General features: G+C 65.3%; 22 protein-coding genes. 12 read left to right on the top strand and 10 right to left on the bottom strand.

The genetic code is table 11. The features are described 5' to 3' along the window. Positions 1–74 precede the first annotated feature (74 nt). On the top strand, positions 75–704 hold the full coding sequence (locus OG716_RS18050; RefSeq protein ID WP_405138728.1) for a universal stress protein: 630 nt from the start codon (positions 75–77) through the stop codon (positions 702–704). 131 nt (positions 705–835) lie between these two features. Here the strand turns inward: OG716_RS18050 and OG716_RS18045 are convergent, their stop codons facing one another. From OG716_RS18045 to OG716_RS18030, 4 genes are all read right to left on the bottom strand, one after another. Continuing rightward, positions 836–1,402, bottom strand: a complete 567-nt coding sequence (locus OG716_RS18045) for a flavoprotein (protein ID WP_405138727.1) — start codon at positions 1,400–1,402, stop codon at positions 836–838. Between the two features lie 362 nt (positions 1,403–1,764). Beyond that, entirely contained in the window at positions 1,765–1,932 is a 168-nt protein-coding gene (locus tag OG716_RS18040) for a hypothetical protein (RefSeq protein WP_405138726.1), read from the bottom strand. Positions 1,933–1,995: 63 nt separating this feature from the next. Then, positions 1,996–2,436, bottom strand: a complete 441-nt coding sequence (locus OG716_RS18035) for a hypothetical protein (protein WP_405138725.1) — start codon at positions 2,434–2,436, stop codon at positions 1,996–1,998. A 36-nt stretch (positions 2,437–2,472) separates the two neighbouring features. Further along, entirely contained in the window at positions 2,473–5,739 is a 3,267-nt protein-coding gene (locus tag OG716_RS18030) for an MMPL family transporter (protein WP_405138724.1), read from the bottom strand. 1,205 nt (positions 5,740–6,944) lie between these two features. Here OG716_RS18030 and OG716_RS18025 point away from each other — a divergent pair. Continuing rightward, positions 6,945–7,628, top strand: coding sequence for a hypothetical protein (locus OG716_RS18025; protein ID WP_405138723.1), 684 nt, complete (start codon positions 6,945–6,947; stop codon positions 7,626–7,628). Positions 7,629–7,635: 7 nt separating this feature from the next. On the opposite strand, the gene OG716_RS18020 is transcribed toward OG716_RS18025, so the two are convergent. Further along, positions 7,636–8,238, bottom strand: coding sequence for a TetR/AcrR family transcriptional regulator (locus OG716_RS18020; RefSeq protein ID WP_405138722.1), 603 nt, complete (start codon positions 8,236–8,238; stop codon positions 7,636–7,638). Positions 8,239–8,331: 93 nt separating this feature from the next. Here OG716_RS18020 and OG716_RS18015 point away from each other — a divergent pair, with 93 nt between their 5' ends. Beyond that, positions 8,332–9,348: a DUF6670 family protein gene (locus OG716_RS18015; protein WP_405138721.1), complete on the top strand. Its 1,017-nt coding sequence runs from the start codon at positions 8,332–8,334 to the stop codon at positions 9,346–9,348. A gap of 10 nt (positions 9,349–9,358) precedes the next feature. Here the strand turns inward: OG716_RS18015 and OG716_RS18010 are convergent, their stop codons facing one another. Further along, a complete protein-coding gene (locus tag OG716_RS18010; protein ID WP_405138720.1) occupies positions 9,359–10,033 on the bottom strand; it encodes a TetR/AcrR family transcriptional regulator in 675 nt (224 codons plus the stop codon). A gap of 137 nt (positions 10,034–10,170) precedes the next feature. Next, positions 10,171–11,394: an oxygenase MpaB family protein gene (locus OG716_RS18005; RefSeq protein WP_405138719.1), complete on the bottom strand. Its 1,224-nt coding sequence runs from the start codon at positions 11,392–11,394 to the stop codon at positions 10,171–10,173. Between the two features lie 457 nt (positions 11,395–11,851). On the opposite strand from OG716_RS18005, the gene OG716_RS18000 reads away from it, so the two are divergent. The 6 genes from OG716_RS18000 to OG716_RS17975 all read left to right on the top strand — a co-directional run bounded on the left by OG716_RS18000 (position 11,852) and on the right by OG716_RS17975 (position 16,067). Further along, positions 11,852–12,142 (top strand): three-helix bundle dimerization domain-containing protein, encoded by a 291-nt coding sequence (locus OG716_RS18000; protein WP_405138718.1) that lies wholly within the window; start codon positions 11,852–11,854, stop codon positions 12,140–12,142. A 91-nt stretch (positions 12,143–12,233) separates the two neighbouring features. Beyond that, positions 12,234–12,590 (top strand): hypothetical protein, encoded by a 357-nt coding sequence (locus OG716_RS17995; RefSeq protein ID WP_405138717.1) that lies wholly within the window; start codon positions 12,234–12,236, stop codon positions 12,588–12,590. Positions 12,591–12,634: 44 nt separating this feature from the next. Continuing rightward, positions 12,635–13,210 carry a DUF6529 family protein gene (locus tag OG716_RS17990; RefSeq protein ID WP_405138716.1) on the top strand — a complete coding sequence of 192 codons (576 nt, stop codon included), beginning with the start codon at positions 12,635–12,637 and terminating at the stop codon, positions 13,208–13,210. 73 nt (positions 13,211–13,283) lie between these two features. Then, the gene (locus OG716_RS17985) at positions 13,284–13,583 is read left to right on the top strand and encodes an antibiotic biosynthesis monooxygenase (RefSeq protein ID WP_355120693.1); all 300 of its coding nucleotides are present in this window, start codon (positions 13,284–13,286) and stop codon (positions 13,581–13,583) included. 20 nt (positions 13,584–13,603) lie between these two features. Next, a complete protein-coding gene (locus OG716_RS17980) occupies positions 13,604–15,046 on the top strand; it encodes an MFS transporter (RefSeq protein ID WP_405138715.1) in 1,443 nt (480 codons plus the stop codon). Further along, positions 15,036–16,067, top strand: coding sequence for a sigma-70 family RNA polymerase sigma factor (locus tag OG716_RS17975; protein WP_405138714.1), 1,032 nt, complete (start codon positions 15,036–15,038; stop codon positions 16,065–16,067). The genes OG716_RS17980 and OG716_RS17975 overlap by 11 nt, the downstream gene beginning before the upstream one ends. Here OG716_RS17975 and OG716_RS17970 read toward each other — a convergent pair. Continuing rightward, positions 16,058–16,546 (bottom strand): AsnC family transcriptional regulator, encoded by a 489-nt coding sequence (locus OG716_RS17970; RefSeq protein WP_405138713.1) that lies wholly within the window; start codon positions 16,544–16,546, stop codon positions 16,058–16,060. The two genes, OG716_RS17975 and OG716_RS17970, sit on opposite strands and share 10 nt — an antisense overlap. On the opposite strand from OG716_RS17970, the gene OG716_RS17965 reads away from it, so the two are divergent. Together OG716_RS17965 and OG716_RS17960 are read left to right on the top strand one after the other, a co-directional pair. After that, positions 16,538–17,182 (top strand): MFS transporter, encoded by a 645-nt coding sequence (locus OG716_RS17965; protein ID WP_405138712.1) that lies wholly within the window; start codon positions 16,538–16,540, stop codon positions 17,180–17,182. The genes OG716_RS17970 and OG716_RS17965 overlap by 9 nt on opposite strands. 208 nt (positions 17,183–17,390) lie before the next feature. Next, positions 17,391–17,690 (top strand): hypothetical protein, encoded by a 300-nt coding sequence (locus OG716_RS17960; RefSeq protein ID WP_355120683.1) that lies wholly within the window; start codon positions 17,391–17,393, stop codon positions 17,688–17,690. 72 nt (positions 17,691–17,762) lie between these two features. On the opposite strand, the gene OG716_RS17955 is transcribed toward OG716_RS17960, so the two are convergent. Continuing rightward, a complete protein-coding gene (locus OG716_RS17955; protein WP_405138711.1) occupies positions 17,763–17,945 on the bottom strand; it encodes a hypothetical protein in 183 nt (60 codons plus the stop codon). 289 nt (positions 17,946–18,234) lie between these two features. Further along, the gene (gene pucD, locus OG716_RS17950; RefSeq protein ID WP_405138710.1) at positions 18,235–20,553 is read right to left on the bottom strand and encodes a xanthine dehydrogenase subunit D; all 2,319 of its coding nucleotides are present in this window, start codon (positions 20,551–20,553) and stop codon (positions 18,235–18,237) included. Positions 20,554–20,802: 249 nt separating this feature from the next. Here pucD and OG716_RS17945 point away from each other — a divergent pair, with 249 nt between their 5' ends. Continuing rightward, entirely contained in the window at positions 20,803–21,822 is a 1,020-nt protein-coding gene (locus tag OG716_RS17945; RefSeq protein WP_405138709.1) for a LacI family DNA-binding transcriptional regulator, read from the top strand. Positions 21,823–21,843 lie beyond the last annotated feature (21 nt).

The following is a 21,843-nucleotide window of genomic DNA, read 5'->3' as shown; positions in this document are numbered from 1 at the left end:
CGGCGCGATGGGCCGATGAAAAGACTCGACCGGGACCGACGGATTGATGAAGCAACATAATCGAGGGAGTTCTGATGCAGGTCACGGATTGCTGCCCACCAGCGCATACTCTGGGAGGTTATCGTTCGATCGTGGTGGGCATCGCTGACACGCCACGATCGGAGCCGGCGATCGCGGCCGCAACGCGCTTGGCCAAGGATGCGCGCGCCACGCTCACCATCGTGGGCGCCTACCGCAGAGTGCGTACGCGCGATCAGGCGCGCGTCAACGACCTGTTGGGTCGCGACGCATACAGTTCCATGCCGGTCTCGGCGATGGACGAGTTACTCGCTGCTGCGGTGGACAACGCCCGGGCGGCGGGGGTGGCAGGAGCGGTGGGACGCAGTATGCCCGGCACTCCGATCGAGGTGTTGCTCGCTGCGGCGGCAAGCTGCCGCGCAGACCTGGTCGTCGTCGGCGAGCGTGTCTTCGACGCCTCATGGCGGCGATTGTTCGGCTCGTTTCACACCGAGGTGGCTCGGCGCTCGGCGGCTCATGTGCTGATCGTCCCTCGCACGCGAAGCGGGACGACAAAAATCGTCACCGTCGCGCCGACCGGTAACGGCGTTCGGCGTGATATCAGCGAACGCGAACAACTGTCAGGGACATCGGTCCGGCGGACCGATTCCAGTGCTGCGGCCTCGATCAGCAGCTATTCGCGCTGACCTCGCCCGGTATGAGTGAGCGTGGCGACTGGACCGTGGGTTCGATCGCGCTGCACACCAACGACAGTCGAAACCTTGCTTGCCGTAGTAGCTTTGGGAGCGCCTCTGACCCGGTAGGTCCTCAGTCGGAGTCAGGCTGGATTTGTCGTGCGCCACGGATGCTCCGCAACCGCCTGCCACGCGAGTGCCCACGGAAACAAATGAATGGACTTCTCACCGGTTCCGGGCTCGTGCTGTTCATAGAACTCGTCGCCGACGAGCATCGTGACGCCCCATTCGGACAGCTTGCGAATCGCCTCTCGCAGCGCGGGGAAACTCATTTGGGCGTGATTGGAGAACGGAACAGCTACGACGGGAAGTTTCTTGCCGACGGCTTCCACCAGCAAACCGAGTGGGAGGGTATCGGAGATGCCGACGGCCCACTTGGCCAACGAGTTACAGGTGAGCGGCGCGACGATCATGGCGTCGGCCGGCGGCAGGACGTCGGGAGCGCCGGGATCCTTGTACTGGCTGCGCACGGGGTGGCCGGTCGTGGCGGCGAGGGCGTCGACATCGATGAACCGCGCGCCATCGGGTGAGGCGATCACGCAGACGTCCCAGCCGTCCGCTTGCGCGAGGTCGACGAGCGTGCCGACGTCCCGCGCGGCGGGTGATCCGGTCACGAGGGCGTAGAGGACTGGAGCACCTTGATCGTTCATGGGTCCATGGTGTCAGCTGCCGGATGCCGCACCAGCGCAATGTCGGTCATCAGTGCACCGCTCCCGCACGGTGCCGTACAGGCGCTGCGGCTCGGGGTGCTCGTGGGCGGGCCAGGCCGCACCGCTGTTCGATCTCGAGGCGGGCGAGTACATCGTGCACAGTCAGGCGGGCGTGCTCGCCGGGGTGCTCGCGCAGCAGAGCGATCAGCCACTATGCGGCGAGGCCGGCCAGCAGACCGAGCCCGATCTCGAAAAGCGGGAAGTTCACTGGGTTACCCGCCGTCAACGGTTTTCACGACGGCGGTCATCAGCCATTTCTCGTCGTTGCGGTCGAAGGCGGTGCAGGTGGTCTTGGCACCGGACTAGGCTTTGACGGCAGCGCATTTCAGGCTTTTCGCATCGGCTCCGGCGGCCGTTCGGAAGAACTGGCCGATCTCCTTCGCCACCTCGCCGCCGCTGACTTCGTCGGGCCTGAACAGACCGCATCCCGATACGGCGAGTACCGAGAGCACCACAAACAATCTACGCATTTCGGACATGCTACGAGAGGCTGGGCGACTCGGTATGCGCCCCTGGGCAGTTCCGGCGACCGTCTAAGACGTGGTCACTGCCCGGCTGCGCCACACGCCGATCGCGTCGGTGGCCAGCAAGGCCCATGCGACGAGCGCCGGCTGGAACACCAGTCGCACAGCGCGTTTGGCGTCGGAATCGAGGCCGAACGCGTCGCGATGCTCGACCAGTTGCGCGATGTTCCCGGGAAAAATGGCAACGAAGAACGCGGCGACGATCGCTCCGACGAGTGCACGTCGGGGCTGCTTCCATGTGCTGAGAAGAGCCGCGCCGAGCGTGATCTCGACGACTCCGGAGGCCAGCACGACGACATCGGTGTCGAGTGGAAACCATGACGGCACCTGGGCGCGGAAATCTTCGCGAGCGAAGGTCAGATGGCTCGTGCCCGCGGACATCAGCATCACGCCCAGGAAGGCCTGCGCTGCTAGTCGAACTCTGGACGAACTTTCACCGTGGATCACCATATGGAAAGCATCGCACACGATGTATCAGTTGACGCTTCACTGCACCTGCGCGTATTCGTCGAAGCCGAGCCGGAGGTTGTGATCGGCGCCGCCGGTGATGGTGACCTGATCGGTCACCATCGAATATCCGCGAACCATGACGGTGTACTCGTCGGCGGGCAGGCCGGTCACCGTGTAGCGGCCGTACTCGTCGGTACGGGCGGTTCCGACGGTGTCGCCGGACGAGTTGAGCACGGTGACTCTGGCGTCGCGCACCGTGTGGCCGTTGGCGCGCACCGTGCCCGACAACATCGCCATCGGTGCCAGCACGACGTCGAAACGGAGTCGGCCGCTGTCGGGGACTGTCAATGTTGTTGCCGTGGGCCGCATCCGGGCGGCGACCGCCACCAGTGTGTAGGTTCCGGTGGGCACGCCATGGCAGGTGTACGTGCCGTCCGCCGCTGTGACGGCGGTAGCTGCTACATCACCGAGCAGGTCGGTCACGCTGACGGTGGCGTCCGGCACCGGCTCGTGCGCGGTCGTGCGCACCACGCCGGACACTTCGCCGGATCCCGACAAAGTGACGTCGAGCCGGTGTGCGCCGTCATTCCGCACCGTGACGTTCAGCGCGGTCGGTTCATGTCCGTCCGCTGAGACGATCAAGACGTAGCTGCCAGGTGCGGGCGGCTCGATCGTGTAGCTGCCGCCGCTGTCCGCGGTTGTTCGCGAAACCTGTTGTCCGCGTTGGCTGATCAGTGTCAACATGGCCGCAGGCACAGGGTGCTGGTCATCCCGGCGAATGTGGCCGTCAATGGTCCGTCCACCGCGGCGCAGCTCGCGGGCGACGAGCCCGAGGTGCGTAGCGTCGTGATCGACCGGGGTGGGTGGTTCGGAGTAGACCGCCTCTCGACTGTGCGTCGCGATCTGATCGGTGCGATTCTGTTCGACCACGACCTGCGTGCCCCCGGCCTGCTGGGGCGAGAGCTCCTCCGGCTCGGAGTGCGCGGCATCGACCGGCGCGGGCACGTCGGGATGCACCGGCGGCCGGTGCAACTCACGCAGTTTCGCGCCCTCGACATCGATATCGGGCAGGATGCTGTTGAGCCACTGCGGAATCCACCAGGCGCGGTGTCCCATGATCACCAGCAGGGCCGGCACCACAACCATGCGCACCACAAAAGCATCGATCGCGACGCCGCAGGCCAGGGCGAAGCCCATGGATTTGGCGGTGGCATCGGATTCCAGCAGGAAGGAGCCGAACACCGAGATCATGATGATCGCCGCCGAGGTGACCACGCGGGCTCCGTGGTGGTACCCGGAGATCATGGCGTCCTTCGGGGACTTACCGTGGACGTATTCCTCACGCATGCGCGTCACCAGGAACACCTGATAGTCCATGGCGAGCCCGAATACCAAGCCGATCAACATGATCGGCAGGAAACTGATGATCGGCTGTGGATCGGAGATCAGGCCGAAGGTGCCTTCCTGGAAGATCAGAACGGTAGCGCCGAAGGTGGCGGCCATCGACAGCAGAAAACCGGCAGCCGCGGTGAACGGCACCAGGATCGACCGGAAAACCAGGATCAACAGCCCAAAGGCCGCGCCGGCCACGATCGCCAGATAGGGCACGATCTTGCCGAGTAGGACGTGGTCCATATCGGCGTAAATGGCAGTGGTTCCGGTGATTCCGTACTCGATGCCGTACCGCGAGGTCAGTTCACCTTCGGCGTCGCGGGCCGCGCGCACCAAATCCTTGGTCGCCTGGTTGTTGGGCCCCGATTTCGGGACACCGCTGAGCATTACGCCGAGCTTGTTCGCACTGAGCTGCGGTGCGGTGACGTAATTCATCTGCGCGAACCCGGCGAGCCGATCACGCAGCGCGGCGACCGCGGCATCGCGCTCGCCCGCCGGGACCTTCTCCAGATCGCCAACGACGGTCAGCACACCGTTGCTGCCTTCGCCGAAGCCCGCAGTCCTGATGTCGTAGGCCTGCCGGACCGTGGAATCGGCCGGGAAGCTGTTCTCACCCGGCAGCCCCAACTGCAACCCGAGTGCCGGAGCGGCCAACGCGCCCAAGGCCGCCACGGCGATGATCAATGCGACCCATGGTCGTTTGCCGATCAGGCGGGCCACCCGGGTACCGAGGGTGACCGAGGTGTTGTCCTCCGGGTCGTGCCGAGCGACCATCGGCAGCTTCGGCGTGAACAGGAAACGGCCGAAAGCGCCGAGCAGAGCAGGCATCAGGGTGATGGCGGTGAGCACCGCGAAGAAGGCGGCGACGGCCCCGCCGAGGCCCATGAACGTCAGGAAGTTCACCCCGACGATGCTCAGCGCACCCAGGGCGACAATGACAGTGAGTCCGGCGAAGACCACCGCGGAACCGGCGGTACCGACCGAGATGCCCGCGGCCTCTTCGGAACTGTCCGCGACCCGCAGTTCATGCTTGTAGCGGGAGACGATGAACAGCGCGTAGTCGATGGAAAGTGCGATACCGATCATCGACGCCAGAAACGTTGTGAAGCTCGGTATCTCGATGATCGAGGTACTCAGCGAAATCACCATCATGGCGGCGCCGAGCCCGACGATGGCGGTGACGATCGGCACGAAGGCTGCCACGATGGCCCCGAAGGCGATCACCATGACGACCAGCGCCACCCCCATGCCGATCATTTCGGAGTGACCGCTCGGCTTCCCCTGCTTCTGCTCGATCGCCCCGCCGATCTCGACGGTCAATCCGTGCGCGCGAGCGGGGGCGGCCACTTCGTAGGCGGCCCGGCGCTGCGCGTCGGTGATCTCCGCTGCCGAGGCGATATCGAACGGCACCGAGAACATCGCGACAGTGGCCGGCGCATCCTTGTTCAGCACATTCAGCGGCGCACCGGCGCATACCGCCGGGTTCGCCTCGGTCAGACATCCCATCGTCTTGGTCACCGCGATCGGGTTCTTCAGTGCCGCGGAGTCCTTTTCGGTGACGAGCCGCTTGTGGCCGTCCTCGACCGAAAGGTTCCCGAGATCGGTGATCAGCGCATCGATGGCGGCAGTGTTGTCCTTATCGGTCAGTTTCGTACCCGCGGGCGCCTTGATGACGTACGTTCCGCTGACGGCATCGATGCCGAACTGTCCTGACATGCCTGGGAACTGCTTGTCCAAGATGTCGGTGGCACGTTCGGACGGTAGCGACGGCATGCTGAACTTGTCGCTCATCGGCTTGCTCAGCATGCTGCCCCCGACTGCGAGCGTTGCGAGCAGCAGGAGCCACACCGGAAGAACGATCCACTTGCGTCTGAACGCGAATTTGCCCCACCGATAAAGGTATACGGACACGAAGGGTTCTCCTAGGTGGTATCCGGGTGTGCCGATTTCGGGGCCCGTGTACAACACTTTCGCGGCCCGCAACGCATGCGAACAGTTCCCCCGGCCCGCTCTGCCGATCTACCGCACCGCACGCTGGTCGATCGACAGAAAGCCGAAAATGGAGGAGTAACCTCAAGTTTCGCGAGCTTACCGCACGAGAAATCGACGCCGAAGTCGGCGGGGTCCGGTCGGCGGAACACACAGCATCCGAGTTGCTCTCGGGCTCACGTAGATTGCCCGCCTCCACCGGGCGGCCCGCCCAGCTCGACAGAGCCTGTTTACCGGGAGGGCTCGATGACCTGGCTCGGAATGGCCAGGGCGAGGGATGGCTCGGAACCCGCTCGTGTCATGCAGGGTTCCCGAGGAATGGTCGGCACGAAACTATCGGATCGAAATCTTCGATTCGAAACTGGCACAGCAACTTTCGGTAACAGGTGAGATTTGGCACATGCCGTACCAGTAATCGGCTTCGGGCTCGCACGGGGTGCGCCGAGGGCACACTGTGACCGGTGAACGCACATCACCGCTTGGATCTGCGATTTGCGAGAAACCGTAGTGCCGGGGACATCGCCGGCTGGCCCGCGGTCGACATCCGCCGGCTCCGCCGCCGCGATCGCATGTGGTGCGGCGTGCCTGTTGTGAAGGTGATTCGGTCGATTGTGACGCCCGGCGTCGAGGAGGTCCGGGCCCGGCTTGCGGACTGGGCCGTCGCCTACCCCGACGATCCCTGGGTGCGGCTGCTTTGTGCCGAGCGTGGGTGCACCGGCCGTCCGGGCCCGGGACGGGAGGCGGCTTTTCTGCTGGCGCTTGTGACAGCCTCCGGCGAAAGCTGTCCGTCGGATGATGCGCTGGATCCTGCCGGGCTCCACTTGGGCGGGTTGCCGTTCCGGCTCACCCTGGGCCGGGACTGGGCGCAGTTCAGTCATTCGCATGCGCCGGGTGACGGTTTCGCCGCATGGTATTTCCTCGGAATGCTGCTGGCGCCGGGCGATCGGGACGATACGCGATCCGGTCAGCGGACCGGCGCGCCACTGACTCGTGGACTGCTGCGAGCATTCGGCCCGCCCGGATCACGACTTCCGCACGCGATCGCGGTTCGCCGAGAACTACGGCAACTGCGGCCCCCGGGCACCCGGCGTGCGGTCGAAGGCGCGGGTCGCTCGCATTCCTCCTCCGTGGTGACAGCGGTCAGTCCCGATTCGTTTACCCAGCGGGTCCGCGTGTTTCGCGCGGCGCGGGGATCGGCGGCGTCGGTGATGTCGATCATGACGATGCGGGCGCTGCTGCTGTGCCGCCACCACGGGCTCACGGTCGACGGCTCGATCGCGTTCATGGTCGACCTGCGGCGGTATCTGGTGGCCGACGCGTCGGTCGACGGCAACTTCAGCTGGTCGAAGTCGGTTCCGGTCCCGGATTCGGACACGCCGACGCAGCTGAGCGCCCGGATCGCCGGCATCCTCGACAGCGGTCTGCCATTGCTGATCTTCGGTGATGCCCTGCGGCACTACGTAATTCCGCGCCCCGGCCGGTCAACGGTGAGCAGTCACGGAGACCGCGCCATCCGCTTGATGATCTCGTACGCGACCAAGTGGGTGAATGCGCCACAGCCCGCCGGCTCGGCGCCGCCGCGGATCACCGTGTCGATCGCACCGCCGGGCCCTAACTTCGTGGGCTTCAACGTCGTCGAAGCCTATGGACGCATCCACGTGTCGATGAACTGGTGCGCGGCGACACTCGATCGGGCGGTCGCTGAGCGGATCGCCGCCGAATTCGTCGCCGACCTGGGCGCCGGACCGATCGACGAGTCGATCTGGGAGCGCCACCGGGAGTCCGGCACCTCCTGGACGGGGTTGCCCTAGCCGAGGTTCAGGCGGTGGTCAATGCGGTCAGGATGCGGTGTGCGCGAGCGCTCATGTCGTCGGCTGTCTGATCGGGATTGTCCAGCCACCATGACACGACTGCGGTCACGCTGTTCATCCAGATGTGGGTGAGGAGTGACAGGTCGCGTCCGTCGGACAGGCCGGCGGCCGCCAGCGCCGACCAGACGCCGGTGGCGGCTTGTTCGGCGATGATCCGGCGGTACCGGCGGGCGACGGTGGCAGTTTCGGTGTCCGGTGGGGCGCCGTGGTCGTAGAGCACATTCCAATCGTGCGGGCGTGGTTCGAGCGCGGTGAAGATCGCGTCGAGTACCGCGGCGGCGGCGAGGAAGGTCGGTGCGGGCGCTCCCATCGCCTCGGCGATCTTTGCCGCCAGTGCGGACCCGGCACGCTCCGCGCATGCGGCGCCCAATCCGTCTTTTGACGAAAAGTACAGGTAGATAAGCGGTTTCGAAACCCCCGCGCGAACGGCCACATCGGCGACGAGGACCGAGGCGTACCCGCGGGTTCCGAACTCGATCGCGGCCGCATTCAGGATCTGCGCTTCGCGCTCGCCACGCGGCATACCCTTGCTGCCCGTTCTCACCGTCACCGTCTCGCCACCTCGCTCATATGACTTGTAAGTCAAATCTATACGATACTGTCGGTTACGTATACATTGGCGCTCGCGAAAAGGACTCTCGAAGTGAGCTTGAAAGACGTAGCCCTGCACACTGCCCAGCGCGGCATCTCCGGCTCCTACGCGTTGCGTGGCACTCCGTTCGATCCCGCGACCGCGTTTCACCCGCCACGTGGCTGGCACAGCACCGTGCACTACGGGCTGATGCTGCCGAATCTGCCTGCGCCACTGAACTTTATCGACGTCATCGCCGTCATCGGTCAGCCCAGAATCACGCTGTGGAACAACCATCACCTCGTCGAAACCAGCGCCGCCGATACCGCCAGTCTGCTCATCGGCACCGGCGTCGAATTCCCCGGTCAGTTCCGCGGTTACCGGGTCGGTCGCGATCTGGAGCTGGCTCCCGACTCGAGCCTGGTGCGCTTCGGTGACGATCTGCGGATCGAAGGCGCCTACCCCAATTTCACTGTCACCTACCGCAACCCCGCGTTCGATCTGGACCTGCGGGTGCGCGCCACCGACAAGATCTCGCACTTCGTCAAACTGCGCGGCGGTCTCTACGACCACTGGTCACTGCTGTGCCAGTACGAGGGCGTCGTCACCTATCAGGGCGAGACCCTGGAAATCTCCGGTCTCAACACCCTCGAATACGCGCGCGGCGCGCACATCAAGCTGCCGTTCACGTTCTTCACCTACCACATCATCAATATCGACGACACGACTCAGGTTCTCATGGTCGAGGTGCTGGGTCCGCTCGGTCTGGCGGTCCAGCGTTCGGTCTACGTTCGCTCGCTCACCGACCACGGCGGCACGTACGAGAACAACTTTCGTTTCGAAGTCCGCCGCCTCGAACCCGCGGCACGCCGCACACCCAACGGATTGTCCATGCACCTTGCGGCAGAATTCGATTGGAGCGTCGACGACGAGGGCGGCACCGAACTCATCGAAATCCACGGCACAACCAACGACGACTACGTCTTCGGAATGGCGGGCGGATACGCCGGCAGCTACCGGTACACCGGCCGGTTCCGCGGTGAACCCGTCAGCGGCACCGGATATATCGAATACATCGGCAACCACTGACGCCGGACTTCTACCCTGCGGTCGGTGGCTCGAGCATCGGGACGAGGAATTGGCGGGCGATCGCGGCCAGTTGCTCGTCATCGTCCAGATCGATGACATGGCTCGGGATCGCCAGGAACGAGGCGCAGATTCGGACCATCAGCTCGGCGACCAAGTCGGTGCGCAGGTCCGGGGAGATGGTGCCGGCGCGCTGCTCCTGGCGGAGCTGGTGGGCGACGAATTCACTGACCATGGCTACCGCGCGCCCGCCGTCACCGATGAGCGAACTGACAAAATGATCGGGTTCCTCCGTGATGAGGGAGCCGATCAGCGGATTGCCGCGCAGTGCGCGCAGCGAGCTCACGAAGCCGAGTACTACGCGATCGCCCGGGGTCGCGGCCGCGGTGATATCGACGAGGAATTTGTCGAAGTAGCGGCGGAATTCACGCAGGACAACATGTTCGACCAGATCGTCTTTGGTGGCGAATCGGCGGTACACGGTGATGCGTGAGACGCCCGCCTGTTTGGCGACATCCTCCATGGTCGAGCGCTGGATGCCCCACCGTTGGAATTGCTGGTTGGCCGCATCGAGGATGCGTGCGCGGATCCCGTCGGTAGTGCCCGTCTGTTCGATGGCCTCGAGGTAGGCGCGCTCGAGCAGGGATTTACCGGCCGGGGGAGTACCAGCGGGTAGCGCCGATTCCACGGGTGCCTTCCTCGGAGATACGTAGGTACGTCAGCTGTTCCATCGTATGGCCTCGGTGGCCGAACGCAGCGGCGCGGCGGGCGCAGGGCAGCACTGTTCCTTTCACCCGCCGGGGGCATATCTGCCGCAGACGTGAATCAGCGGTTGGTCAAGGGGATTTCGATGCTGAGCGGCATCCGAAGCTCGGCCACGTACCAGAGCGCGAACTGGCGCAGGAACTCGTCGAACATCCAGTAGGGCGCGTCCACGACCGGAGCCACCGACAACACGCCTTCCCGGACGGCGACGAACGGGCCCCACGCGACTTCGAGCAGTGGGCTCCACACCGGCTCTCGGGGAATGGTGAGCCAGTCAGCGACCTTGTCTCCCATGACAAATCGGGTGAACGCCCCCAGGACGCCCCGGCTGATCAGGGTGAGATCCAGGTCCTCGCCGAGGTTGAGCAGCTGGTTGGCCAGGTCGTTGCCCTCGGCGGTCGGCGCCAGGATCGGGTCGAGCATCTGCGCGGCCTGCGCATCGGCCTGATCCCATGTCGCGGGGATGTATTCGTCGCGAATGCCGAGCAGGTGACCGGCCAGCTGCCAACTGTGCAGGTAGCCATCGGATTCGGCGGCGGGGATGGGCACCTTCCACGCGTTGAGCGTCCGCATGATCGTGGTCGCCAGACTGTGCCAGGTGACCATCAGATCGTCCTGGCTGATCGGCGTGATGCCCGCGGGCCAGTGCGGCGACTGTGGCAGCAGATGTCGCACGGACGCATGGATGATCCTGGTCTTCACGCAGGTCACGACCATCTCGCCATCGTCTCCGTAGGCATTGACCGTGCCGATGTCGTACCCGAATTTCGCGGTCTTGGCGATGCGTTCCTTCAGGTGCGAACCACCCCGCGAGTAGTACACCGCAAGCGCTTCGTGCGGAATGACCGTGGACATCATCCCGCTGGCGAACGCGTAGAGCACGCCCAGATACAGGCCGCGCTTCTTGGTGAACTCGAACGAGTTCGCCAGCTTGCCCTGATCGGCCCAGGACGGCAGCTGCCGGGCGTGTTCGATGAAATCGGCCAGCCCGGTGGGCAATCCGGCCGGTAGGGGCTGGCCATTGCGGGTCCACGTCGCCAGCAGCCTGTTCACCTCGGGCACATCGGCGTGGTCCATCACATCCGCCAGCACCGAATCGGCGTCGGGGTCGTACACCGTCAGCGGATCGGCCCCACCTCCGCTGCCGACCACCGAATCGTTCGGCGACCACGACCACGGCTCCGCCCTCGCCGTGCGCGCTGTCAGTGCCAGCGCGCCGACCGCGCCCAAAAATCCGCCGCCAGCCCTCAGTGCGTCACGCCTGCTGAGTCGATGTGCATCCATCCCGAGGTCCCTCTTCGTTGAGTCTGATACAAAGACACGAGTGCTGTATCTGAGTATCTTTATGACAGCACACGGTGACTGCCATCACAACCGATCGGCAGAAATCGCCGCCGGCTACCAACCGAGATGAAGGACAGCAGATGAACCCATGGGTCGTAATTCAGAATCTCCTCAACCAGCTGGACCTGGGGTCCGCCGGAAGCAGCGGACCGTCACACTGACATGCGGCAAACACGCTGTTGCAGTTGCAATTTCATTTGTCGCTTGCAGGTGTCGATGTCGAGGACATGTGGTGCCTAGTCGCTGACGCGCTGTGCCACAAACGAATTCGGAGTAGGTGAGCCAGCCGGTAGCCGCGAGACTACATGGATGCGGCCCGGGCGGGGCCGTCGCCGGGCACCTGATGAGGATTTGGTTATCGGCGTCATCCATTGGCATATGGAGGCGAAATCAGAGCATGAGCGCATCCGAAGAGGAGCGGCAGATCAGCGAGCTCGTCGGCCGGCTGGCCGATAAATTCCCGCATCTGGCGGCGCGGGTGGTCGGTGAGGAAGTGCGCGGGATACACCGTGAATTCGACGGTCATCGGGTTCGGGAATTCATACCGTTGCTGGTGGAGCGGATTGCGGAGCGGCAGTTGAGCAGGCGGGTGTCCTACAGCTCGACCACCGGCAACCCGCTCGCGGCGGTTGGTGACCCGCTGTGGAATCGGGTGCAACCAGTATCTCCGGTTCGCATGCGACGGTGAGGTTGCGGAGTATTGTCCGTTGGAGGGTCCTATCGGTCAGGAACGAGAGGGATCGACCATGCGGGGTATGCACCGAGGTGTGTTCGGAGCCGTGTCGGCGAGCGTTCTCGCCGTGCTGCTGATCGGTGCGTCCCCCGCCCTCGCGGACCCGCTGCCGATCGTGCAGCTCGGGTTCCACAACGGCTACTGCTCGACGACCGAGGTCGGTGTGCCGGCGAATACCGCGTTCGATATCGATATCGACACCACCTTCCAGTTCACCGATACGTCCCAGTTCCGGATTCCCGCACTGGGCATCCGGGTGATCCTGCCGAGCGCCTACTTCAACCCGCACACCCGGGTCGAGATCGGCCCGCAGCCGCCGGGGCCGATTCCCTTCGAGCTCGAGACGCCCTGGGTGTCGGGGAGCGCGGGCAAGGGCTGCTTCGGGACCATCCAGGTCTGGTGAGAGTTCGAGCGATACCCGCGTAACCCGTTGCCGTATCTGTCTGTATGAAGTCGACCGTATCGGGCCCGGCGGGCGTCGTGCCGAATACCGCTGTCCGGCAACTGATCGCGGTGGCGGTGCTGCTGACCGGCGCCGCGATCGCGGTGACACTCGGGGTGCTCGGCACCCACTTCGGGCCCGTCCCTCGACCACTGCCCACATGGGGTTTCTCCGCACCACAAACCTTCAAGGCATATCTGAGCAGCCTGGTGCTGATATTCATCCTCGCCCAATTGCTCACGGCCGTATGGATTTACCGGTGGCACGCGGGACGCTGGGTCCATCGCTACCACCGCATTGCCGGTGCGCTCACATTCACCGCAAGCCTCCCGGTGGGCTACTACTGCCTCTACAGCTTCGGTTTCCACCTGGATGACGGCATCCCACCGCGCATCCTGATCCATTCGATCGCCGGCACCGCCTTCTACGGCGCGTTCGCCGCCAAGATGCTGGCATTACGCCTGCGCAACGCACCGGGGTGGCTGGTGCCGGTCCTGGGCGGGCTCGTCTTCGGAACCTTCGTGCTCGCCTGGTCGGCGGCGGCTCTGTGGTGGTTCCACACCGTCGGCTTCTCCCGCTGATCGGGGCGGTCACACCGCGTCGGCGATTAGTTCCGGTCTGTCGTTGCCTCTATCCATGCAGGAGGTGATCGAGATGACCGCAGCGATCGTGGTGCAGTACCGAACCAGGGCCGATTCCGCGGCACACAATCAACGGCTTGCCGAGCGGGTTGTCGAAGAGCTCAACGCACGAGATCCGGGCGGATTGCGCTATCAGGTTTTCCGGCTCGAGGACGGTGTGGGATTCGTGCACATCGCCGTATTCGACGGCACGGCAGACCCATTCGGGGATTCGTGCGCCTTCGCGGCGTTTCATGCGGAGTTTCCCGCGCGCCTGGTCGGACCCGCGACGGTCCTGCGGGCAGCCGTTGTCGGCACTTACGGAATCGAATGACGAGCGAAGGAATGAGAAGCATGCACACGGCAATGGATTCCGGAACGGAGCAGGCGGTGCGCAGCCGCTACCGGGTGTTGGCGCTGGCGTGCGCCGCCATGTTCATCACGGTGGTCGACCTGACGATCGTCAATGTGTCGCTGCCGAGGATGGCCCTGGATCTCGGGCTGGGTGAGGACGCCCTGCAGTGGGTCGTCATCGGATACAGCGTGCCGTTCGGCGGCCTGCTGCTGCTGGCCGGGCGGGTCGGCGACATGCTGGGGCGGCGCCGCGTCCTACTGGCCGGCCTGATGATCTTCACCCTGGCGTCACTGATCGCCGGATTAGCCACCAGCACAACGATGTTGATTGCATCGCGTGCCGCACAGGGCGTCGGGGCAGCGCTCATCGCACCGTCGGCGCTGGCAGTTGTCGCGGACACCTTCCCGGAGGGAAAGGAACGCAACAGCGCTCTCGGAATCTATGGAGCGCTCGGCGGTGCGGCCGCCTCGGTGGGCGTGCTGGCCGGTGGATTCCTGACCGATGGTCCCGGCTGGCAGTGGATCTTCTTCGTCAATGTGCCGATCGGCGCGGTGCTGGCGGCGGCCACCGCGGTGTTGCTGCGCGGCCGCCAAATCGTCCGTCGCGGAGTCGGTTTCGAGCCGCGCAGCGCACTGGCGGTGACCGGCGGATCGATGCTGGGCCTGTACGCGCTGAACCGGGGCGTGGTGGACGGGTGGACCTCGGCGACAACACTCGCGCTCGCCGCGTCGGCGATCGTGTCACTGATGGTGTTCGCCTGGTCGGAATCGCGCAGCCGCAGTCCGCTGATTCCACCCTCGTTGCTGGCGAATCGGCCGGTAGTGCAGGCGAATCTGGCGGCGGCCACCGGTTACGGCAGCTTCTTCGCGTTCATTTTCCTCACGACCCTGCTGATGCAACAGCAACTGCACTACTCACCGACGAAGACCGGCGTGGTGTGGCTGCTGACCTCGGGCACCGGCTTCGTATTCGCGGGCCTGACCGGCGCAGTCCTGGCCAAACGCTTCGGCCCCCGCCGGTTGATCGGGCTGGCGTCGATATTGATGGTGGCCAGCGCCCTCGGGCTGATGGTCATTCCGCAGCATCCGCATTTCGCCGTTTCCCTGCTGCCCGCCTTGGTGATCGCAGGGGTCGCCGTCGGCCTGTTCGCGCCGTCGGTGCAGATCGCGGCCCTCACCGAGGTGTCCGATACCGATTTCGGTGCCGCCTCGGGTCTCATGGAGACCTCGCGCGAGTTCGGCGGTTCCATGGTGATCGCCTCGGCATCCACCGTCCTGCTGGGCGCGCACACCGACTTCCTGCACGGCGTACACGGCGGATACGCAGTCATCGCCGTCGCCGCGGCTCTGGGCGTCATTGTCGCCACCCCGCGCGCGCGGCAGCGCCAACCTCTGACAAAGCGTGCGGCCACGACCACAATTGGAGGCAGCCATGAACACTGATATCGAGGATCGCTCGCGTGACGAGGACTTCGCCCGGTCGGCCGAGCCGCTGCGACGCGAATTGATCGGCTATTGCTACCGGATGCTCGGCTCACTGCACGATGCCGAGGAAGTGGTCCAGCAGGTCTACCTCGATGCGTGGCGGTCCTACGACCGTTTCGAAGGCCGTTCGTCATTGCGCACCTGGATGTACCGGATTGCCACGAGGGCCTCGCTCCGAGCGCTGGAACGCGCCAGATATCGCCCGCGGCCGTCGGGTCTGGGGCCGCCGGGCACCGATGCGGGCGCGGGCGACTCGGAGGTGCGGTGGCTGGAACCGTTCCCCGACCGGCTGATCATGTCCGACCCGGCCTCGGTGGTGATAACGCGACAGACCACCCGGCTGGCGCTGGTGGCCGCGCTGCAGAAGCTGCCTGCCCGGCAGCGGGCCGTACTCATACTTCGCGACGTACTCGATTGGCACGCAACGGAAGTCGCGGTCGCGCTCGAGATGACCGTTGCCGCGGTCAATAGCGCGCTGCAGCGTGCCCGCGCCCAAATGCCCGTCACCGAAGAAGGTTTGACCGAACCGATCCAGGCTCGGCAGCGCGAGCTGCTCGACCGATACGCGGCCGCGTTCGAGAACGCGGATGTCCGAGGTCTCGTGGCAGCGCTCACCGACGACGTCACCTGGGAGATGCCGCCGGACCCGCTCTGGTTCGCGGACCGGGCGACCACGATGGCCTTCCTCGGAAGCCGGATGGAGGAACTGGGTTCCGCCCTGGTCCAGCCGATTTCGGCGAATGGACAACCGGCACTTGCCCTGTATATTCGCGACACCACCGGAGACTGGTGCGCACATGCCATTCACGTGTTGACCGTTGTCCCCGAAGGAATCTCCCGTGTTGCCGCCTTCCTGGATCCGGCCCTGTTCCCAGCGTTCGGCCTTCCCGACCGGCTCCACCCGGATTCTCGGGGAATGACAAACGGTTCCGTGCCTGCCTTGTCGGTGGAAGACGCTGCGGAACAAAGTCATTCATGACTCTGCGATAGGCCGTCGGGGTCGGTCCAGATTGCCATCGGGACCGTCTCCGCACTGCGTCCGGCCGAATCCAGCACGCGCCCCATACGTTTGATGAAGCGCAGCACGATCGAGGTGCCGAGGATCGTCAGTCGCGGTACCTCGGTCGAGAGCCGGGACTCGATCACGAGCACCTCGTGAATGGTCGGCAGTGAGAAGCCGACGGCGAGATTCGGCTCGCCGCCGGAGACCCGCATGCACACGCGGGCCCCCGGCACCCGGAGCAACGCCTCGACGGTCGCCCGGTCGTTCGGATCGGCCCGCGCCCACAGCCACATGCCCACAGGCCAGCTCGACAGCGACAGCGACAGCGCCAGATCGCAGCGCAGCACCAGCTGCCCGCCGGTGATCATGCGGTCGAGCCGGCGGCGAATTGTGCTGATACTCAGGCCGGTTTCGCTCGCCAGCTCGGCCAGCGGGGTGCGGCCATCATGTCCCAATCGGAGGATCAGGGTCCGGTCGGCGGCATCGAGCGGCCGCGTCGGCGGTGGGGCCTGTGGCAGCAGCGCGCCGGGTGCGCCCGAGCATTCGGGCTGACCATCGGCGGCACCGTCGCCTTCTATCTCTGGGTGATCGGCACACCGGCGCAAGCTGTTGCCGCACCATGGAGTCCGGCATCACAGGCGCTCTGGATCAGCATCGTGGCCTCGGCGTTCCTGATCGCGCTGCTGCCGCTGTGCGGTATCGCGTCGGATCGAATAGGCCGGCGCCCGTTGCTGCTGCTGTCGTTCCTCGGCACCGCGGTCGTGGTCTTCCCCGCGATGGCGCTACTGCACGCCGGTGCCTGGTCCATGGCGGTTGCGCTGTTCCTCGCAATGGTGTTCCCGGCCCCGTTCGCGGCGGTCATTCCGGCGGTATACGCGGAACTGTTCCCGGCCGGGATGCGTGCCACCGGAAGCGGTTTCGGCGCGGCACTGGCCACCGCTGCCTTCGGCGGCACCGCGCCCAATCTGCAAACCTGGTTGACCACCTCGGGCCGCACCAACCTCTTCGCCGGATACGTGTTCGTCCTCATGCTGATCAGCGCAGCGGTAGCGGCGTGGACACCGGAGACCGCCGGCGCGCCGCTCGACTGACCGGGCGGGATCAGAGTTCGTGGCCCCGAGCAGGGGAAATGCGGTGGATGCCCAAAAACATTGTTTCGCGAAGCAACCGATGGCTACCCCTGGAGAACGTGGTGGTGCCTTCCGATGCCGATGATGAATGTGTCGGAGGCTGCCCTGCGGAACCGGAGTTCGCCGTTTACCTGGCTGACTTTCACGACAGCGGGAAGGAACCAGACATATGTTGACGCTCACCCCCACTGCCATCGAGGTGGTTCGCACTCTCACGCATGCGGAGGGCATGCCGGAGGATGCCGGGCTGCGAATTTTCACGGCGGACGACTCCGCCACCCTGCAGCTCGCGGTCGCCCCGGTGCCGGCCGAGCAGGATCAGGTCGTGACCGCCGAGGGATCGCGAGTGTTCCTGGATCAGCAGGCCGCCGCATTCTTGGACGACAAGGTTCTCGATACCGGTCAGGACCCCAATGGTGAAGGCGGCTTCGTCATTTCCCAGCAGGGCCAAGGCGTGTCGGGCATCTGACATTCGACCTCCTGCTCCCGCTCATATGCGGTGAGCAGGAGGTCCACCTCATCGCCGCGAGGGGTGGCGATCTCACTCGCCGGGCCATCCCAGACAATGCACGGTGCGCCAATCCACTACATCGCCCCACGCCTGGATCACGGGGTCCTGCGACAGCAGCACGCCGCCGGGTACGCCGCCGAGCACCGCGGTCTCGGCGTAGGTCGGCGCCAGCGCGTCGAACTTGATCTCGGCGGGCGCGTTCGCGGCGAACAAGTGCGCGCGTGCACCGGCCGTGATACAGATCGTCGTAGAGGTTCACGACATAGGCATCCTCACCGCACAGGTCATAGCCCCGGCCGCCGATGCCGTCCCGCTACTCGACACCGCGGCTGCACCCGTCAATGCCATGACTCCGATCAGTATTGCTACTCGAAACATGAGGCTCCTCCGTACGATTGGGTACCGACCCGAATGTCGTCGAAGCCAAAGTGAGCACCTTTCAACGCCGTTACAGGGTCTTGTGCAGAACCTTCGTCACGTCGTCGCCGCATCTGCGCAACCTTTATGACGCCGTGATCGGATCCAGCGCAATGTCGTCGGGACGCACGGGTATCCGAGGCAGCTCCAATCCAGTGGCGTTACGCAACGCGTTCAGGATGGCGGGGGTGGATGACAACGTGGGCGGCTCGCCCACGCCGTTGAGTCCGTACGGTGAGTCCGGATGGGCGAACTCGAACAGCGTGATCGGCATCGGCGGCACATCGAGAATGGTCGGGATCAGGTAGTCGGTGAACGACGGATTACGTACCTTCCCAAGGGAATCCACCACGATCTCCTCCATCAGCGCCAACCCGAGACCTTGCACGCTGCCGCCCTCGATCTGGCCTTCGACGGCCATCGGGTTCATCGCCTTACCGACGTCCTGGGCCACGGCCAGTTCGACAACGCGCACCAGCCCCAGTTCGATGTCGACGTCGACTACGGCGCGATGCGCGCAGAACGAGAACGCGACATGTGCATTACCCTGGCCGCGTTCCGGGTCGATTCCCTGGGTCGGCCGGTGGTGATACTCGTAGACCCGTTCCAAGGTATCCCCGCCGAGCGTATCGGCGATCGAGGCGACCGGCTCATTGCTCACAATGTCGATGATGGTGTTGTCACGAAGGGCCAGAGCGGAGGCGTTTCGACCGGTGGCCGCCGCGGCGCGGCTCAGCAGCTCGCGCGTAATCTCCCGGCAGGCACCCTGCACGGCACCGCTCGACATCCAGGTCATCCGGGATGCCGACGCGGAGCCGGCGTCGCCGATCCGAGTGTCGGCCGGCAGCACCACCACTCGGGTGACACCGAGCTCGGTGGTCGCGATCTGCGACTGCACGGTCGTAATCCCCTGGCCGCATTCCGCCGCGGCGGTGTGTATCGACACCACCGGCTCGCCGGCAGCGACGGAAAGGGTCACCCGGGCCGTGGAGATATCGTCGACACCGCCGGAATAGCCGGTCGCCTTGACGCCCACCGCGTAGCCGATTCCCCGGCGAATACCTTCGCCGTGGGTGGTATTGCCGACCCCGCCGGGCAGCGTGCGCAGGTCGCGGTTCAATTCCGAATCGGGCAGCGGCCGGGCTTTCAGAGCATCGAGCAGTTCGCGCACCGGAACAGGTCCGTCCACGGGCTGGCCCGTCGGCAGCACGGTCCCGGTTGCCATCGCGTTCTTCAGCCGAAGTTCGAGCGGATCCATACCGAGTGCGCGAGCGAGCTTGTCCATATTGGACTCGCAACCGTATGCCGACTGCACCGCGCCGAACCCGCGCATCGCCCCGCACGGCGGGTTGTTGCTGTAGACGGCCAGTCCATCGATCTCCGCATGCTCGACCGCGTACGCCCCTGTCACGAAATACGACGCATTCGCGATCACGACCGGTGACGTCGAGGTGTACGCGCCACCGTCCAGCACCAGCCGCGCCTTGACGTAGACGAGCTTGCCATCGCGGGTGGCGCCATGCTCGTAGTGCATCTTCGCGGGATGGCGATGGACATGGCCGAAGAAGGATTCGTAGCGGTTGTACATCATCTTCACGGGCTTGCCGAGGTGTAGCGCCAGCATGCACGCGTGGACGTGCACCGAAAGATCTTCGCGCCCACCGAAAGCGCCGCCCACGCCCGCCATTGTCAGCCGAACCTGCTCCGGTGGCAGCGCCAGGCAGGGCGCGAGCTGCTCGAGATCCTTGTGCAGCCATTGCGAGGAGACGTAGAGCTCCACCCCGCCATCCGGCGAGGGAACGGCGAGGCCAGATTCGGGGCCGAGGAAGGCCTGGTCCTGCATGCCCACCTCGTAATCGCCCACGACCACGACCTCGGCTCGTGCGCGAGCCATTTCCATATCTCCGTGGCGAATCTTGACGTGCCGCACCAGATTCGCACCATCGTGTATCCGACGGGCGTCCGGGGCGAGGGCGCGCTCGGCATCGGTCACCGGTTCCATCAGGTCATAGTCGACCTCCACCAATTCGGCTGCGCGCCTGGCGGTCTCGGGATCATCCGCCGCCACCAGTGCCACCGGTTCGCCCTGGTACCGGACCTGATCGATGGCGAGCACCGGCTGGTCGGCGATCTTCATCCCGTACGTCTTCGCTCCGGGAACGTCCTCGTGGGTGAGGACCGCGTGGACGCCGGTGACGGCCAGCGCCTTGCTCACATCGATCGATCGGATACGTGCTGCCGCGTACGGGCTGCGCACCGTGGTCGCCCAGACCATGCCCGCTATCCACAGATCCGAGGAATAGGCGAATTCGCCGGTGACCTTGAGCGCTCCGTCCGGCCGCAGTGCGCTGCTTCCGACGCCTTTTCCTTCTCGTGTCTGTGCGGCACTCACCAGTGTCGTCATCGTGACATCCGGATCGGCCGGCTGCGGAGTGATCGGGGGCGGCATACGTCGTCGGGCGCTCTACTCATGAGCTGACTCCTTGGATGTGCGGCGTTTCGAGACGCCGGGGACTGACCGAGGTCGCCAGCCCATTCCCACCCAATTGCCCTGTACATCAAGTCATTCGGGACATCCCCGACCGGAAACCTCGGGTAAGTCTACACGTGTAGATACCGCGCTGCCCAGATATTCGGCCCGTAAGCTGCGCGCGTGCAACGGATTACCCGAGACGATGTCGCACGGCTGGCGGGCACCTCCACGGCCGTCGTGAGCTATGTGATCAACAACGGCCCCCGCCCGGTCGCGCCCGCGACTCGCGCCCGGGTGCTGGCGGCCATCGCGGAGCTCGACTACCGGCCGAACCTGGTCGCGCGCGCCCTGCGTTCGACGCGGAGCAATACGATCGGTCTCATAGTTCCCGACAGCAGCGAGGCATTCTTCACGGAGCTGGTGCATGCCGTCGAGCGAGCGGCTTTCGCCGACGATTCGCTGGTATTGCTCGGCAATTCCGGTTACTCCCAGACGCAGGAAGCCCGGTATGCGCGAACGCTGGCCGACATGCGGGTCGGTGGAGTCCTGCTGGTGCGCTCGGAAGTCGATGTGCCGCGTGCCGCGCATACCGGCGCGGCCGGTCTCGGGGTGCCGGCGGTCTATCTCAACTACCGGGCACCACGCAATATTGACGTGACGTCGGTGACGTTGGCCAATCGGCAGGGCGGCCGGGTGGCCGCCGAGCATCTTCTCGGACATGCCTACCGCCGAATCGGTTGTCTCACAGGCACATCACGATCCGGTCCGGTGGCGGACCGGGCGCGCGGCTGGGCGGACGCGATACGGGCGGCCGGCGGCGATACCTCGGCCGTGCAGCGCACCGGACTGGACCGGCGGGCGGCTCGCGGACAAGTGAAAGCCTGGCTGCGACAAGGGGATCGGCCCGAGGCCGTATTTGCCGCCGCGGACGGATTGGCACTGGACGTACTGGCGGCGGCGCAGGAGGTGGGACTGCGCGTTCCCGAGGATCTGGCCGTGGTGGGATTCGGTGCGACCGAACCCGCCGCACACAGCTGGCCACCGCTGACGACTGTCGGCCGGTCGTTCGACGACCTCGGCCGCGCGGCGGTGTCCGCATTGAAGGCGGTGCGGGCGGAGGGTAGTCGCCGGCCAGATCAGGAGCTCGCGGTATCCCTCATCCCCAGACGGAGCTGCGGGTGCCCCGAGGATTACATGTAATATGGCCGCATTGCCACAAAA

The sequence above is a fragment of the Nocardia sp. NBC_01388 genome, from assembly GCF_045040085.1.
Taxonomy (GTDB): domain Bacteria; phylum Actinomycetota; class Actinomycetes; order Mycobacteriales; family Mycobacteriaceae; genus Nocardia.
The sequence above is the reverse complement of the archived record's forward strand: the minus strand, read 5'-3'. Positions and strand labels throughout refer to the sequence as shown.

What these genes read in the sequence shown, in the direction of transcription:
- OG716_RS18050 (WP_405138728.1), top strand. Translation starts at nt 75, where the DNA reads ATGCAGGTCACGGATTGCTGCCCACCAGCGCATACTCTGGGAGGTTAT.
- OG716_RS18045 (WP_405138727.1), bottom strand. Translation starts at nt 1,402, where the DNA reads ATGAACGATCAAGGTGCTCCAGTCCTCTACGCCCTCGTGACCGGATCA.
- OG716_RS18040 (WP_405138726.1), bottom strand. Translation starts at nt 1,932, where the DNA reads ATGCGTAGATTGTTTGTGGTGCTCTCGGTACTCGCCGTATCGGGATGC.
- OG716_RS18035 (WP_405138725.1), bottom strand. Translation starts at nt 2,436, where the DNA reads ATGGTGATCCACGGTGAAAGTTCGTCCAGAGTTCGACTAGCAGCGCAG.
- OG716_RS18005 (WP_405138719.1), bottom strand. Translation starts at nt 11,394, where the DNA reads ATGGATGCACATCGACTCAGCAGGCGTGACGCACTGAGGGCTGGCGGC.
- OG716_RS18000 (WP_405138718.1), top strand. Translation starts at nt 11,852, where the DNA reads ATGAGCGCATCCGAAGAGGAGCGGCAGATCAGCGAGCTCGTCGGCCGG.
- OG716_RS17990 (WP_405138716.1), top strand. Translation starts at nt 12,635, where the DNA reads ATGAAGTCGACCGTATCGGGCCCGGCGGGCGTCGTGCCGAATACCGCT.
- OG716_RS17985 (WP_355120693.1), top strand. Translation starts at nt 13,284, where the DNA reads ATGACCGCAGCGATCGTGGTGCAGTACCGAACCAGGGCCGATTCCGCG.
- OG716_RS17980 (WP_405138715.1), top strand. Translation starts at nt 13,604, where the DNA reads ATGCACACGGCAATGGATTCCGGAACGGAGCAGGCGGTGCGCAGCCGC.
- OG716_RS17975 (WP_405138714.1), top strand. Translation starts at nt 15,036, where the DNA reads ATGAACACTGATATCGAGGATCGCTCGCGTGACGAGGACTTCGCCCGG.
- OG716_RS17965 (WP_405138712.1), top strand. Translation starts at nt 16,538, where the DNA reads ATGTCCCAATCGGAGGATCAGGGTCCGGTCGGCGGCATCGAGCGGCCG.
- OG716_RS17960 (WP_355120683.1), top strand. Translation starts at nt 17,391, where the DNA reads ATGTTGACGCTCACCCCCACTGCCATCGAGGTGGTTCGCACTCTCACG.
- pucD (WP_405138710.1), bottom strand. Translation starts at nt 20,553, where the DNA reads ATGACGACACTGGTGAGTGCCGCACAGACACGAGAAGGAAAAGGCGTC.